This window comes from Streptomyces aurantiogriseus, from assembly GCF_014649375.1.
In the GTDB taxonomy this organism is placed as follows: Bacteria; Actinomycetota; Actinomycetes; order Streptomycetales; family Streptomycetaceae; genus Streptomyces; species Streptomyces aurantiogriseus.
In genome coordinates this window covers 87,206-102,393 of sequence record NZ_BMSX01000007.1, presented here as the reverse complement: position 1 = coordinate 102,393, position 15,188 = coordinate 87,206, and the positions used below count along the sequence as shown (strand labels likewise).

At 71.3% G+C, this 15,188-nt stretch carries 12 protein-coding genes and 1 pseudogene; 11 read left to right on the top strand and 2 right to left on the bottom strand.

Going from position 1 to position 15,188, the window contains the following annotated elements; translation table 11 throughout:
- Positions 1-28 precede the first annotated feature (28 nt).
- The 6 genes from IE263_RS16835 (at position 29) to IE263_RS16810 (ending at position 6,189) form a co-directional block, all read left to right on the top strand.
- Positions 29-1,276 (top strand): polyamine ABC transporter substrate-binding protein, encoded by a 1,248-nt coding sequence (locus IE263_RS16835; protein WP_189937183.1) that lies wholly within the window; start codon positions 29-31, stop codon positions 1,274-1,276.
- Between the two features lie 7 nt (positions 1,277-1,283).
- A complete protein-coding gene (locus IE263_RS16830; RefSeq protein WP_189937181.1) occupies positions 1,284-2,432 on the top strand; it encodes an ABC transporter ATP-binding protein in 1,149 nt (382 codons plus the stop codon).
- Positions 2,432-3,361, top strand: a complete 930-nt coding sequence (locus IE263_RS16825; RefSeq protein WP_189937179.1) for an ABC transporter permease — start codon at positions 2,432-2,434, stop codon at positions 3,359-3,361. The genes IE263_RS16830 and IE263_RS16825 overlap by 1 nt, the downstream gene beginning before the upstream one ends.
- Positions 3,362-4,162, top strand: coding sequence for an ABC transporter permease (locus IE263_RS16820; protein WP_189937177.1), 801 nt, complete (start codon positions 3,362-3,364; stop codon positions 4,160-4,162).
- A gap of 22 nt (positions 4,163-4,184) precedes the next feature.
- Positions 4,185-5,618, top strand: coding sequence for an NAD(P)/FAD-dependent oxidoreductase (locus IE263_RS16815; RefSeq protein WP_189937175.1), 1,434 nt, complete (start codon positions 4,185-4,187; stop codon positions 5,616-5,618).
- Between the two features lie 118 nt (positions 5,619-5,736).
- Complete coding sequence (locus tag IE263_RS16810) at positions 5,737-6,189, top strand: hypothetical protein (RefSeq protein WP_189937173.1); 453 nt, start codon at positions 5,737-5,739, stop codon at positions 6,187-6,189.
- A gap of 328 nt (positions 6,190-6,517) precedes the next feature.
- Here IE263_RS16810 and IE263_RS16805 read toward each other — a convergent pair whose 3' ends face one another.
- Entirely contained in the window at positions 6,518-8,119 is a 1,602-nt protein-coding gene (locus tag IE263_RS16805) for a PucR family transcriptional regulator (RefSeq protein WP_189937171.1), read from the bottom strand.
- A gap of 125 nt (positions 8,120-8,244) precedes the next feature.
- Positions 8,245-10,380: a type IV secretory system conjugative DNA transfer family protein gene (locus IE263_RS16800; RefSeq protein ID WP_229911016.1), complete on the bottom strand. Its 2,136-nt coding sequence runs from the start codon at positions 10,378-10,380 to the stop codon at positions 8,245-8,247.
- On the opposite strand from IE263_RS16800, the gene IE263_RS48585 reads away from it, so the two are divergent.
- The 5 genes and pseudogenes from IE263_RS48585 to IE263_RS16785 all read left to right on the top strand — a co-directional run bounded on the left by IE263_RS48585 (position 10,379) and on the right by IE263_RS16785 (position 15,120).
- The gene (locus IE263_RS48585) at positions 10,379-10,585 is read left to right on the top strand and encodes a hypothetical protein (RefSeq protein WP_229911015.1); all 207 of its coding nucleotides are present in this window, start codon (positions 10,379-10,381) and stop codon (positions 10,583-10,585) included. The genes IE263_RS16800 and IE263_RS48585 overlap by 2 nt on opposite strands.
- Before the next feature lie 349 nt (positions 10,586-10,934).
- Positions 10,935-12,269 (top strand): 4-aminobutyrate--2-oxoglutarate transaminase, encoded by a 1,335-nt coding sequence (gabT, locus tag IE263_RS16795; protein WP_189937167.1) that lies wholly within the window; start codon positions 10,935-10,937, stop codon positions 12,267-12,269.
- A 135-nt stretch (positions 12,270-12,404) separates the two neighbouring features.
- Positions 12,405-12,620, top strand: a pseudogene (locus tag IE263_RS48580) (phosphatase PAP2 family protein); the annotation flags it as partial.
- A gap of 234 nt (positions 12,621-12,854) precedes the next feature.
- On the top strand, positions 12,855-13,529 hold the full coding sequence (locus tag IE263_RS16790) for a phosphatase PAP2 family protein (protein WP_189937165.1): 675 nt from the start codon (positions 12,855-12,857) through the stop codon (positions 13,527-13,529).
- A 145-nt stretch (positions 13,530-13,674) separates the two neighbouring features.
- Entirely contained in the window at positions 13,675-15,120 is a 1,446-nt protein-coding gene (locus tag IE263_RS16785) for an aldehyde dehydrogenase family protein (protein WP_189937657.1), read from the top strand.
- Positions 15,121-15,188: the final 68 nt, after the last annotated feature.

The window sequence follows — 15,188 nt, the reverse complement described above, 5'->3', positions numbered from 1 at the left end:
CGAACCCTCCCGAAAGGGCACCACGCGCATGGAGCAGTACGAGCCCGACCGCCTGACCCCGGCCCAAGTGGCCGCCATGCGGCGCAGTCTCCGCAACGGCCGGGCAGCCATGACCCGCCGTTCGCTGCTGCGCGCCTCGGCGGGCGGCGCCCTGACACTGGGCGGCCTCGGGGCACTGAGCGCCTGCGGGATCCCCGCGGCCGGCAAGACCGAGGGCGGCACGTCCGCCGAGGACCACTCGGCCGAGGAGAAGACCGTCAGCTTCTCCAACTGGACCGAGTACATGGACGTCGACGACTCGGGGAAGCACCACCCGACCCTCGAGGCGTTCACCAGGCGGACCGGCATCAAGGTCAAGTACACCGAGGACATCAACGACAACAACGAGTTCTTCGGCAAGATCAAGCCGCAGCTCGCCGCGGGCCAGGACACCGGCCGCGACATCATCGTCCTCACCGACTGGCTGGCCGCCCGCCTCATCCGCCTGGGGTGGGTCCAGAAACTGGACCCGTCCAACCTGCCGCACGCCTATGCCAACCTGTCGAGCCAGTTCCGCAGCCCCGACTGGGACCCGGGGCGGGCGTACTCGTATCCCTGGCAGGGCATATCGACCGTCATCGCCTACAACAAGAAGGCGCTCGACGGCGTCGAGGTGAAGTCGGTCTCCGACATGCTCGACAACCCCAAGCTCAAGGGGCGCGTCGGCTTCCTCACCGAGATGCGCGACAGCGTCGGCATGACGCTGCTGGACATGGGCAAGGACCCGGGCAAGTTCACCGACGACGACTACGACGCGGCGATCGCCCGCCTCCAGAAGGCCGTCGACGGCGGGCAGATCCGCCGCTTCACCGGCAACGACTACACCTCCGACATCACCAGCGGAGACTTCGCGGCCTGCATCGCCTGGGCCGGTGACGTCGTCCAGCTGAAGGCCGACAGCCCCGATGTCGACTTCGTCATCCCCGACAGCGGCTACATGACGTCCAGCGACAACCTGCTGATCCCCAACAAGGCACGTCACAAGACGAACGCCGAGCGGCTCATCGACTACTACTACGAGCCGCAGCCGGCCGCCGAGCTCGCCGCGTACATCAACTACGTCTGTCCCGTCGACGGTGTACAGGCCGAGCTGGCGAAGATCGACGAGGATGCGGCGAACAACCCGCTGATCATCCCCGACCAGGCCATGCAGGCGAAGTCCCACGCCTTCCGCTCCCTGAGCGCGAAGGAAGAGACGGCCTACGAAGCACAGTTCGCGAAGCTCACTGGGGCGTGACGACGAGATGAAGACGACAGACAGCAGCGGCGACGTCCGCCTCTCCGGCATCAGCAAGACCTACGGCTCCTTCACCGCCGTCCACCCGCTCGACCTGACCGTCCCGCAGGGCTCCTTCTTCGCCCTGCTCGGCGCCTCCGGCTGCGGCAAGACCACCACCCTGCGCATGATCGCCGGCCTGGAGGAACCTTCCTCCGGCACCGTCCACCTCGGCGACCAGGACGTCACGGCCCTCCCGCCGTACAAGCGCCCGGTGAACACCGTCTTCCAGTCCTACGCCCTCTTCCCGCACCTCGACATCTTCGAGAACGTCGCCTTCGGTCTGCGCCGGCGCGGCATCAAGAGCGTGAAGAAGCAGGTCGAGGACATGCTGGAACTCGTCCAGCTCGGGGAGCAGGCGCGCAAGAAGCCGCACCAGCTCTCCGGCGGCCAGCAGCAGCGCGTCGCCGTGGCCCGCGCCCTCATCAACCACCCGAAGGTGCTCCTCCTCGACGAGCCGCTCGGCGCCCTCGACCTCAAGCTGCGCCGCCAGATGCAGCTGGAGCTCAAGCGCATCCAGACCGAGGTCGGCATCACCTTCATCCACGTCACGCACGACCAGGAGGAGGCCATGACCATGGCCGACACGGTCGCCGTGATGAACGCGGGCCGCGTCGAGCAGCTCGGCTCGCCCGCCGACCTGTACGAGAACCCGCGGACGACGTTCGTCGCGAACTTCCTCGGCACCTCGAACCTGATCGAGGCCGAGGTGGACTCCAAGAGCGGTGACGACATCGTGCTCAAGGCGGGCGACGGCAAGCTGGTGCTGCCCGAGGCGCGCTGTGCCGCGCCGGCCGGGGCCGGCGGCAAGGTGCTGGTCGGAGTGCGACCCGAGAAGATCTCCCTCACCCACGCCGACGACGCGGGCGAGATCCCGGTGGGCCGCAACCGCGTCACCGGCAGGATCGCCGCCACCTCCTTCATCGGCGTCTCCACGCAGTACATCGTCGACAGCGCGGTCTGCCCCGAGCTCGAGGTCTACGTCCAGAACGTCGACCGCGACACCCGGCTCGTCCCCGGCGCCGAGGTCGTCCTGCACTGGAGCCCCGCCCACACCTTCGGCCTGGACGCCGCCCAGGACATCGACGCGGGTCTTGAGGAAGAGGCGGCCGCCTGATGTCGACGCTCACCGAGGCGCCCCCGCCTCTCTCCCCGACGGCGCCCGAGAAGAAGCCACCGCGCAGGCGAGGCCGCTGGACGCCGTACTGGCTGCTGCTGCCGGGCCTGCTCTGGCTGCTGGTCTTCTTCGCGCTGCCGATGATCTACCAGGCCTCCACGTCCGTGCAGACGGGCTCCCTGGAGGAGGGCTACAAGGTCACCTGGCACTTCGCGACCTACTGGGACGCGCTGAGCGAGTACTGGCCGCAGTTCGTCCGCTCGGTCCTCTACGCGGCCGCCGCGACGATCCTCTGCCTCGTGCTGGGCTACCCGCTGGCGTACCTGATCGCCTTCCGGGCGGGCCGCTGGCGGAACCTGATCATGATCCTGGTGATCGCGCCGTTCTTCACCAGCTTCCTGATCCGTACGCTCGCCTGGAAGACGATCCTCGCGGACGGCGGCCCGGTCGTCGGCGCCCTCAACACCCTGCACGTCCTGGACGTCACCAGCTGGCTCGGCTGGACGGCCGGCGACCGCGTCCTCGCCACGCCGCTCGCGGTCGTCTGCGGTCTGACGTACAACTTCCTGCCGTTCATGATCCTGCCGCTGTACACCTCGCTGGAGCGCATCGACGGACGGCTGCACGAGGCGGCCGGCGACCTGTACGCCAGGCCGATCACCACCTTCCGTAAGGTCACCTTCCCGCTGTCGATGCCGGGCGTGGTCTCCGGCACGCTGCTGACCTTCATCCCGGCGGCCGGCGACTACGTCAACGCCGAACTCCTCGGCTCGACCGACACCCGCATGATCGGAAACGTCATCCAGACGCAGTTCCTGCGCGTGCTGGACTATCCCACGGCCGCGGCCCTCTCCTTCATCCTCATGGCCGCGATCCTTTTCATGGTCACCTTCTACATCCGCAGGTCCGGGACGGAGGATCTGGTCTAAATGCCCTTCGTCAACTGGCTCAAGAGGAATCTCGTCGTCATCGCGGGACTTCTGACACTCGCCTATCTCCTGCTGCCGAACATCGTCGTCACGGTGTTCTCCTTCAACAAACCGAAGGGCCGCTTCAACTACGAGTGGCAGCAGTTCTCCACGGACGCCTGGAAGGACCCGTGCGGGGTCGCCGGCATGTGCGGCTCGCTGTCGCTGAGCCTGCAGATCGCGTTCTGGGCGACGCTCGGCGCCACCGTCCTCGGCGCGATGATCGCCTTCGCGCTCGTCCGCTACCGCTTCCGCGCGCGCGGGGCGGTGAACTCGCTGATCTTCCTGCCCATGGCGATGCCCGAGGTCGTCATGGCGGCCTCACTGCTCACGCTCTTCCTCAACATGGGTGCCGAGTTGGGATTCTGGACGATCCTGATCGCGCACATCATGTTCTGCCTCAGCTTCGTCGTGACGGCCGTGAAGGCGCGCGTGATGTCGATGGACCCGAGACTGGAGCAGGCAGCGCAGGACCTTTACGCCGGTCCGTTCCAGACGTTCCTCCGGGTCACCCTGCCGATCGCGGCACCGGGAATCGCCGCGGGCGCGCTGCTCGCCTTCGCGCTCTCCTTCGACGATTTCATCATCACCAATTTCAACGCGGGCTCGACCGTCACCTTCCCCATGTTCGTCTGGGGTTCGGCACAGCGCGGAACGCCCGTGCAGATCAATGTCATCGGGACGGCCATGTTCCTTGTCGCCGTACTGTTCGTGCTGGCCTCGATGGTCATCAGCAATCGTCGGAACAAGCACAAGGCATAAAGCCCTGTAGGGAGTTGAAATCATGGCCCCGAGCGCCATGAGCAGTGGCAGAGAAAAAGACTGGACGAAGTCCCTTTCCGAAGCCCAGCCGGTCCCGTACTGGCTGGAAGACCCCGGCAAGCCCCGGCCCGAGCCCGCGCTCACCGGCGCCGAGACCTGCGATCTGCTGGTCGTCGGCGGCGGGTACAGCGGACTGTGGACCGCGCTCGTCGCCAAGGAGCGCGAGCCGCAGCGGGACGTGGTGCTGCTGGAGGGCCGCGAGGTGGGCTGGGCCGCCTCGGGCCGCAACGGAGGCTTCTGCGCGGCCTCCCTCACCCACGGCCTGCCCAACGGGCTCGCCCGCTGGCCGGACGAGATCCACACGCTTCAGCAGCTGGGCGAGCGCAACCTCGACGAGATCGAGGCGGCGATCGCCCGGCACGGCATCGACTGCGACTTCGAGCGCACCGGCGAGATCGACGTCGCGACCGAGACGTACCAGGCGTGGGAACTGCGCGACTGGTACGAGGAGCTCGAGCGCAGGGGCCTCGCCGAGGGCTTCGAGTTCCTCGACGCCGACGCGGTCCGCGAACAGGTCGCCTCGCCCACCTTCGAGGCGGGCCTGCACGACCGCCGGGGCGTCGCCATGCTCCACCCGGCCAAGCTCGCCTGGGGCCTGAAGCGGGCCTGCCTGAAGCTGGGCGTCCGCGTCCACGAGCACACGCCCGCGCTGACGCTGAAGCCGTACGGCGCCGGCATGGCCGTACGCACCCCGTACGGGCAGGTCCGCGCTCGCCAGGTGGCCCTCGGCACGAACATCTTCCCGAACCTGGTCAAGCGGGTGCGGGCGTACACCGTCCCGGTCTACGACTACGCCCTGATGACCGAACCACTGAGCGCCGACCAACTGGCGTCGATCGGCTGGAAGAACAGACAGGGCCTCGGCGACAGCGCCAACCAGTTCCACTACTTCCGGCTGTCCGCCGACAACCGCATCCTCTGGGGCGGCTACGACGCCATCTACCCGTACGGCGGCCGCGTCCGCGCCGAGTACGACGACCGCCCGGAGACCTACGCCAAGCTCGCCGGGCACTTCTTCACCTGCTTCCCGCAGCTGGAGGGCGTCCGCTTCACCCACGCGTGGGGCGGCGCGATCGACACCTGCTCACGCTTCTCGGCGTTCTTCGGCACGGCCCACCAGGGGAAGGTGGCGTACGCGGCGGGGTACACAGGGCTGGGCGTGGGCGCCACCCGGTTCGGCGCCGAGGTGATGCTGGACCTGCTGGCGGGGGAGACCACCGAGCGCACCTCGCTGGAGATGGTCCGCAAGAAGCCGCTGCCCTTCCCGCCCGAGCCGTTCGCCTGGACGGGCATCGCCCTCACCAAGTGGTCGCTGGCGCGGGCGGACGCGCACGCCGGCCGGCGCAATCTGTGGCTGAGGACGATGGACCGGCTGGGCCTCGGCTTCGACAGCTGACCCGTTCATCGATCCGGTTCACTCCAACGAGGGGCCGGAACGCGCGTAATGCCCGCAGGGGGACCTCCCTCCTCCCCGTGGACGCGCACGCGTCCACGAGAGAAAGGGAGGTCTCCTCATGGCTCGGGCGAAGACGGCCGTCGAATGGCTCGCATCCGTCGCACCGGACCCCGAGGCCTGCCGCTGGGAATGGGAGCGCAACCCCCTCGGGGTCGCCCTGTTGCCCGCCGGCAAGGCCTGGGACGTACTGATCCTGCCGGGCGAGCTGGGCCATCCCACGCTCGACGTCCTCACCCGCATCCTCGACCAGCCCGGCCCCGTGCTGCTCGACTTCGCGGACGACCGGATGGGCTTCTTCGTACCGCCGGGCACGGCCGCCCGCTGGATCGGCACCGGCGTCCGCACGGCCGGCGCCGACACCTGGATCGTCGTCCCCTACCCGGGCCGGTCAACCGGCACCGTCCGCTGGCTGATCCCCCCGGACGGCTCGGGCACCCTCACCGACCCCTCACTCCTGGAACTGGCGATGCACGAGGCGGCAGCGGGCCCGACCGACCCGGAAAACACCTGACCCACACCCGCACCCGCCCTCCGGCAGGAGCGGGCCGTGTCACCACCCAAGCCCCCACACACCCGCACCCGCCCCCATCCCCACCACGACGCTCCCGCACCCGCATGCGGCGGGAGCGGGTCGTGGTGGTGCGGCTGGAGCCCGTCGCTCAGCTCGTCACAGCCAACTCGGACTGTGGCAGCAGGCAGCCGTACGCCCAACACGCGACGGGCTCGCCGCACCGCCACGACCCCGACCCACCCACCGGCAGCAGGCGCGACCCGCACCGCCACGACCCCGACCCGCCCACCAACCCGCAGGCGCCCCGCTCACCCCCACCCGCAGCCACCTACTCCGCAGCCGTAGCCTTCAACGCCAGCCACAGCTCCATCCGCACATCCGGATCGTCCAGCGAGCGCCCCAGGATCTCCTCCACCCGCCGCATCCGGTAGCGAAGCGTGTGACGGTGGACGCCCAGGTCGGCGGCCGCCGCGTCCCACTGGCCGTGGCGGGACAGCCAGGCGCGCAGGGAGGCCACCAGATCGCCCCGGCCGGTCGCGTCGTGTTCGTGCAGGGCTCGCAGAAGTCCGTCCGCGAACGCCTTCACCGCGTCGTCCGCGAGGAGGGGAAGGACCGAGCCCGCCGCCAGCTGCTCGTGTTCCACGAAGACACGGCCCCGACGGCGTGCCACCGACAGCGCCTGCTCGGCCTGCTTGTACGCCGCGGCCGCCGCGATCGGCCCGGCCGGGGCGGACAGACCGACGACCGGTTCGTCCTCCTCGCCGCCCTCGCGAACGGCGCCGGCGCCCACCGTCCCCCGGGCCCCCTCCAGCGCCGCCGCGTACTGCACACAGGCCGCCGCGGCCGAGCCCCCGTCCGCGACCAGGGCCACCAGCCGCTCACCCTCGGGCACGACCAGCACCGCCTCCCCGGAGCGCGCGGCCGCGGACTCCACGGTCTCGGCGACGCCGCCCAGCGGGTCCCCCGACGGCTTCGCGGTCGCCGACTCGGCCACGAGCACCCGGAAGGGGGCGTCGAGCAGGCCGCCGTACAGATCCCCGGCGACGGCACGGGCGTGATCCGGTTCGCCCGCCAGGAGCATGCGCAGCACCGCCGCCCCGATCCGCTGCTCCGCCGCGTGCAGGGACCGGGAGCGTTCCGTGGTGAGGGTGAGCAGGGCGATGGCCGAGTGGACGGCGTACCGCTCCGCCGTACCGAGGGCGGACGCCGTGCCGACCGCGAGGGCGGCGCGCGGGCGGCGGCCGGTGCCCAGGGAGTGCAGTTCTATCCGGTCGTCGTGATCGGAGTGCTCCGGCCCGCCGACCACCGCCGAGGCCGGCGCCGACCGCTCCCGCAGCCGTTCCACCTCCGCCGTGAGCCGTGCCGCCCGCCGCCCCGCCCACTCGGGCGCGGTCGCGACGACGGCGCCCGAGGCGTCGTACAGCGCGGCCCAGCCGTCGACCTGCGAGGCGAGGGCGGTGAGCAGGCCCTCCGGGCCGCCCGTCAGCGTTTGCTTCGTCAGCTCGCGCTGGGCCGCGAACCCGGCCGTCACCGCCCGGTACTGATCGGCCGCGATCGCCGCCGACACCGCCTTGCTGATCGCGAGGAAGGGCGTGCGGCGCGGCACCTCCAGCAGCGGCAGGCCCGCCTCCTCCGCCGCGTCCACGAGCGCCTTCGGGATCTCCTCGTAGTTGACGCCGACGGCGAAGCCGAGCCCCACCACACCCGCCCCGACCAGGCGCTTCACATAGCGCCGCATGGCCTCCGGGTCCTCCGCGTCCAGCTTCAGCGCGGTGATCAGCAGCAGCTCCCCGCCCTCCATGTACGGCACGGGGTCGGCGAGCTCGCTGACGTGCGCCCAGCGCACCGGCACGTCCAGACGGTCATCGCCCGCCCGCACGGTCAGCTTCAGCGCGGAGTGGTGGACGAGCGAGGCGAGCGTGGGAGGCATGGGGCCTTCAGGTCGGAGAGGTGATCGGCTGCGAGATCGTCCGCATCGGCTGCGTGATCTTTTGGCCGCTTCGTACGAAGGGCCTGGGTCGATTCTGCCTCACTGTAGGGGTGCCCTGCGCCTGCTCAGCCCCGCAGATCCACCAGCAACGGCGGCGCGTGCTCGCCCTTGACGGTCGTCAGGGACAGCACCGCGTGCCCCGGCGGCACCTCGTGCGCCAGCTGGGACGCCGACCACCGCTCCCGCTCGACCTGGCGCACGGTCACCGCGTCCGTGGTCACCGCCTTGCCGGTGACCAGCTTGCGCAGGGCGTGGAGGGCGCGGGTCATCGGCTGGTCGGCGAAGACGGTGTGCTTGGCGACCTCCGTCGTCTCCACCCACTCCGTGCCCCAGGTCTGTGCGAACCGGCTGCCGTCCCAGGTGGTGATCCCGGAGAACGCCATCCGGCAGCCGACCGCCCCGTACAGCGGCCCGTGCAGCGCCTCGGGGACGTCACCGATGCTGCGCAGGGCGAGCACCACGCCCGCGTTCTGCGAGCGCAGCCGCTGGATCCGGCGCACCGACTCCGCGGTGACCGTCCCCGTCGCGTCGTCCAGGACCAGGCAGGCGAAGTGCGCACGCCGCCCCTCCCGGACGACGGTGTGGAACTGGGCGAGGACGAGCCGGGTGATCAGCCGGCCGGCCTCCTCGTGGCCACGTTCGGGCAGGTCGACGCGGACCCGCAGCGGATGATGGGCGACGGCCCGCAGGGAGAACGGCCGATGCGCGCCGCCCTCCGGCTCGCCCGCCCGGCCGCCGCTCCCGCCGAAGAAGTCCGCGAACGCCGGCCGGTTCAGCAGCGCGAGCCGGTCGGCGAGGGCACGGCCCGGGTCGCCGGGCGTGCCCGTCTGCCGGATGCGCGCCTCCAGCTCGCGGCGCATGACCTCGTCCCCGGCCACGGCCTCCCGCAGCGCGGACAGCGCCGTCGGCTCGCCCTCGAGGAGCTCGCGCAGCTCGGGCAGCGTCGGGAAGCGGCCGTGGACGGCCCGGTAGGGGCCGAGGAGCTGGGCGAGCGCGGTGGCCGCACTCTGGCCGTTCACCGTGTCCAGGTCGCCGACCAGCGCCTCGCCGAGGACGGCGGCCGCCTCGTCGGGGTCGTCGGACTCGGCGTACGGGTCCAGGTCGTGGACGGACGCCGGATCGCCGATCCGTACGATCACGTCGAACGCGGAGTCGGAGCCGAGCGGGCTCCCGGGCGAGGAGACCGCGACCAGGGCGCAGCCTCCGGTGAGCGCCTGGAGGGCCAGCGCCTCGGTCAGCGGCTCGACCAGCGTCCGCGTCTTGCCCGAGCCGGACGGCCCGACCGCCAGCAGCGAGGTGCCCAGCACCTCCGGGCCGAGCGCGGCGCCCGCGTCGTGGTAGGCGAGGGGGGCGCGCTCGGCGGCCACCCAGCGGCCGATGCGTACCTGGCCCGCGAGCAGATCGTGGCGCGCGCCGCGCCGGGGCAGATCGCGGTCGCCGGACGGGTGGGCCCAGGCGGCGCCGCCCTCCCGCAGCACCGTCTCCCGGAAGTCCGCGAGGCCCGCCGCCCACGCGCGCGTGACGCGCGCGCAGTCCACGTCGTTCATCCGCCCGGCCGCGACCTCGGCGGTCAGCACGTCCGCCGCCTCGTACTGCCCGGCGTCCCGCAGCTGCGGCCACTGCGCACGCGGCCGCTCGACGCGCGTCGGCCCGGGACGGTCGGGGCCCTTGCGGCGGGCGGCGAGGCGTTCCCTCAGGTACGGCCACCAGCCGCCCAGCAGCGCGAACGGCCACACCACCAGCAGGGTGATCACCGTGTACAGGAAGTCGGTGAAGGTGGGGGAGGCGAACAGCTCGTAGCTGCCGGAGATCAGGACGATGAGCGAGAACAGCGGGTCGACGACCGGCAGAGCGTCCCAGCCGACCCCGGGGAAGGCGCTGGGGAACACGAAGCTCAGCGCGGCCAGCGCGCACAGGAGGGCGAGCAGGGCCCGCGCGGGCTGCGGCCGGCGGCCCACGAAGTGGCGGGCGGCGTCGAGCCAGCCGCCCAGCCGGCCCATCGCGTAGACCAGGACGGCGAAGAAGGCGCCGTCGTAGACGACCCGCGCCTCGGCGCCCTCCATGTTCCGTGGCGAGGCGATCGTGCCGCCCCACCACCAGTCGTCCGGGGTGAACAGCCGCAGCAGCGCGAACTGGTACGGGAGGCTGCCCTGCCGCCACAGCGACCACAGCACCAGCGCGACCGCCAGCGGGATCAGCATGCCGAGAACGGTGACGGGCGAGAGCCGCTCCGGTGCCCCGGCGGCCTTCGGCAGCCGGTACCCGAACCGCCAGATGCCCGGCCGGGCCGCCGGACGCGCCTCGTTCAGCCACGCGGCCACGGCGGAGGACGGCGGCGTGACCTGCCCGGACGCGTGCGGCACCCCCGGCGCGCGGGCCGGCCGCGGCGGCACCGCGGGCGGCTGAGGCGGCCCCGCCGGGCGCGGCACAGGATTCGCATGCGTACCCCGCGCGTCCTGCGTCCCGTCGCTGTCCATCGCCCTTGCCCCCTGACCAGCCGTTCCGTCCACCATCGCCGAGTCAATCTAACGCCCCCGCAAAGGGAGTTCACCGCTTACGTGGCCGGGCCCACGGCGACGGGCGGCCACGCAGCTATGTCCACGACGGACAACCCGAGCCGCCGACAACGCCCACATGGAGCATGCCCGCACCTCTCGTCCCGTCCTAGCCTGCGAGAAAAGAAGTAATGCGTCCGAAAAACGCACCCTCCGGACCACCCGGACCGCCCGGTACGCAAGATCATCAGGGAGCCCCCATGACCGCACTTCCCCAGGAGCGCCGCGTCGTCACCGCCATCCCCGGCCCGAAGTCGCAGGAGCTGCAGGCCCGCCGCGTCGCCGCGGTCGCGCAGGGCGTGGGCTCCGTGCTGCCGGTCTTCACCGCGCGCGCGGGCGGCGGCATCATCGAGGACGTCGACGGCAACCGCCTCATCGACTTCGGCTCCGGTATCGCGGTGACCAGCGTCGGCGCCTCCGCCGAGGCCGTCGTACGCCGGGCCTCCGCGCAGCTCGCCGACTTCACCCACACCTGTTTCATGGTCACCCCGTACGAGGGCTACGTGGAGGTCGCCGAGGCCCTCGCCGAGCTCACCCCGGGTGACCACGCCAAGAAGTCCGCGCTCTTCAACAGCGGCGCCGAGGCCGTCGAGAACGCCGTCAAGATCGCCCGCTCCTACACCAAGCGCCAGGCGGTCGTCGTCTTCGACCACGGCTACCACGGCCGGACGAACCTCACGATGGCGCTGACGGCGAAGAACATGCCGTACAAGCACGGCTTCGGCCCGTTCGCGCCCGAGGTGTACCGCATGCCGATGGCGTACGCCTACCGCTGGCCGACCGGCCCGGACAACTGCGGCCCCGAGGCCGCCGCGCAGGCCATCGACCAGATCACCAAGCAGGTCGGCCCGGAGAACGTGGCCGCGATCATCGTCGAGCCGGTGCTCGGCGAGGGCGGCTTCATCGAGCCGGCGAAGGGCTTCCTGCCCGCGATCCGCCAGTTCGCCGCCGACCACGGCATCGTCTTCGTCGCCGACGAGATCCAGTCCGGCTTCTGCCGCACCGGCCAGTGGTTCGCCTGCGAGGACGAGGGCATCGTCCCGGACCTGATCACCACCGCCAAGGGCATCGCCGGTGGTCTCCCGCTCGCCGCCGTCACCGGCCGCGCCGAGATCATGGACGCCGCGCACGCCGGCGGCCTGGGCGGCACCTACGGCGGCAACCCGGTCGCCTGCGCCGGTGCGCTCGGTTCCATCGAGACGATGAAGGAGCTGGACCTCAACGCCAGGGCGAAGGCGATCGAGGCGACGATGAAGGCCCGGCTGGGTGCCATGGCCGAGAAGTTCGACGTCATCGGCGACGTGCGCGGCCGCGGCGCGATGATCGCCATCGAGCTGGTCAAGGACCGCGCCACCAAGGAGCCGAACCCGGAGGCGACCGCCGCGCTGGCCAAGGCCTGCCACCAGGAGGGCCTGCTGGTCCTGACCTGTGGCACCTACGGCAACGTCCTGCGTTTCCTGCCGCCGCTGGTCATCGGTGACGACCTGCTCAACGAGGGTCTTGACATCATCGAGCAGGCCTTCGCCCGCATCTGAGCCGGCCTGCGGCGCCGGTCCGGAAAGGCGTGGGATTCCGGGCCGGGCAGAGCGTGTGAAGAAGGTGTGCGAGGTGGATGGCGGGACGGGATTCCGCCTGTCGTCCCGCCAGTCACTGCCGTAGGTTCTACCCAGATGAGAGATACACCCGCCCACAGGGGACTGTGGGTGAATCCCAGGCCGGGGCCTCCCCAGCTTCGACCTGGTCGTGCCCTCGCGCACACAACCGGAGCCTCCGGCTTCGGATCTCCTCACCGATCGGACGGTCGCCCGCCCCAAACCCCCCGGGGCGGCCGGCGTTCCGATCCGGACGGCCGCCCCGGAATCACCCCCCCTGTTCCGGGGTGGCCGACCTCCTTCTGAGGTGCAGACCACGGAGCCCCGGTTCGCCGGGGTCTTCTTTTTTGCGGCCTTGATGATTTTTTGTGGCGCTGACGATCTCTGTGTGGCATTGACGATCCGACGCTGTGTGGCATTGACGTCCGATGCGTCTCGTCTCGTCCTTTCGGCGCATGATCGCGGAGCGCACCCGTATCCGGTCGTCGATGGCGCCCGCGGTCGGCCGCACCTGTCAAGCTTGGGCCCATGCCGACCCGCCCCCACCAGCGGACCGAGGACGCGCCGCCGGACCCCGACGTCCCCGCCCCGGGTGTCTCCTTCCTCGCCCTCCTCCTCGCCCTGCCCACCCTTCTCTTCGCGCTGTTCACCTGGCAGGTCGCGACCGACGGGCCCCTGCTGGACCTCGACGGGCGCCTCAGCCGCGCCCTCGTCGAGCCGGACCGGGCCTCCGATCTCCTCGCCGACCTGGGCAATGTGTCGGTCGCGGTGCCCGCGCTGGTGCTGGTCGCCTGGTACGTCGCCCGGCGGGGGAGGGCAGCGGGTACGGGGCGCTGGTGGCTGCCGTCCGTCGCCGCGCTCGTGCTGATCGTGCTGGTGCCGCTGATCGTCGTCCCCCTGAAGGAGTGGACGGCCCGGCCGGGCACGCCCGTCGTGCCGCCGGCCACCGGGTACTACCCCTCCGGGCACACCGCGACGGCGGCCGTGGCCTACGGGTCCGCCGCCCTGATCCTGCTGCCCTGGCTGCTCACGGCGCTCGCGCGCCGCGCGGTCGTCGCCACCGCTGCCGTCCTTGTCGCGGCCGTCTCCTTCGGGCTGGTCCGGCACGGCTACCACTGGCCGTTGGACGTCGTGGCCAGCTGGTGCCTGGGGGTGGCGATGCTGGGGGCGTTGTGGCTGTTCCTGCGGCGTGTCGCGCGGTAGACGACCGCGCCAAACCGGCGCACCCCCACCCCCCACCACTACGTCACGGACAAACGACCGGCTGCCTCGCCGCCCCTACCGTGGACCAGGAAAGCCAGCACACCCCCAACGCGGAAGGGCCGGGACTCACATGGCCATAGAGAATGTGGCAGCCACCCACGCCTTCTGGCTCGCCGGCCGTCAGGTCACCGGCGAGGACAGCTTCGACGTCACCTCCCCGTGGGACGGCCGTCTCGTCGGCAGGGTCAGCGTGCCGACCGAGGCGCAGGTCGAGGAGGCCGTGGCCGCCGCGTACGGCGTGCGGGACGAGTTCGCCGCCACCCCGGCCCATGTACGCGCCGCCGCCCTGGACCATGTCAGCAAGCGGCTCGTCGAGCGCACCGAGGAGATCGCGCAGCTGATCTCCGCCGAGAACGGCAAGCCGATCAAGTGGGCGCGCGGCGAGGTCGGCCGTGCCGTCTCCGTCTTCCGGTTCGCCGCCGAGGAGGCCCGCCGGTTCAACGGCGGCGAGGCCCAGCGGCTCGACACCGACCCCGGCGGCCAGGGGCGCCTCGCCCTCACCCGGCGCTTCCCGAAGGGGGTCGTGCTCGGCATCGCGCCGTTCAACTTCCCGCTGAACCTGTGCGCCCACAAGGTCGCCCCGGCGATCGCGGCCGGCGCGCCGATCATCCTGAAGCCCGCCCCGGCCACCCCGCTCTCCGGCCTGGTCATCGGCGAGCTGCTCGCCGAGACCGAGCTGCCCGCCGGCTCCTGGAGCATCCTGCCGGTCTCCAACGAGCGCATGCCCGCCCTCGTCCAGGACGAGCGGCTGCCGGTCATCTCCTTCACCGGCTCCGAGAAGGTCGGTTACGCGATCATGGACTCGGTGCCGCGCAAGCACTGCACCCTGGAGCTGGGCGGCAACGGCGCGGCCGTGGTCCTCGGGGACTACGCCTCCGACGCCGACCTCGACTGGGCCGCGACCCGCATCGCCACCTTCTCCAACTACCAGGGCGGCCAGTCCTGCATCTCCGTGCAGCGGGTCATCGCGGACGCCTCCGTGTACGACCGCCTGCTGCCGCGCATCGTGGCCGCCGTGGAGGCCCAGGTCACCGGCGACCCCTCCGACGACAAGACCGATGTCGGCCCGCTGGTCAGTGAGGAGGCCGCCAAGCGCGTCGAGACCTGGGTGGACGAGGCCGTCGCCGCCGGCGCCTCCCTCCTCGCCGGCGGCAAGCGCGACGGCGCCTCCTACGCGCCGACCGTCCTCACCGACGTACCCGCGGACGTCACGATCTCCTGCGAGGAGGTCTTCGGACCGGTCCTCACCGTGCAGAAGGTGGACGGCGAGGCCGAGGCCTTCGCCGCCGTCAACGACTCCAAGTACGGCCTCCAGGCGGGCGTGTTCACCCATGACCTCCAGGTCGCCTTCCGCGCGCACCGCGCGCTCGAGGTCGGCGGTGTCGTCATCGGCGACGTGCCCTCCTACCGCGCCGACCAGATGCCGTACGGCGGGGTCAAGCAGTCCGGTGTGGGGCGCGAGGGCGTCAAGTTCGCGATGGACGACTACACCTACGAGCGTGTGCTGGTCCTCACCGGGCTCGCTCTGTGACGCGAATCCCTTCGCCCACCCTCTAGCTAATGGGAACCATTTTCAGGTAATCTCGCTCTGACGCGAGA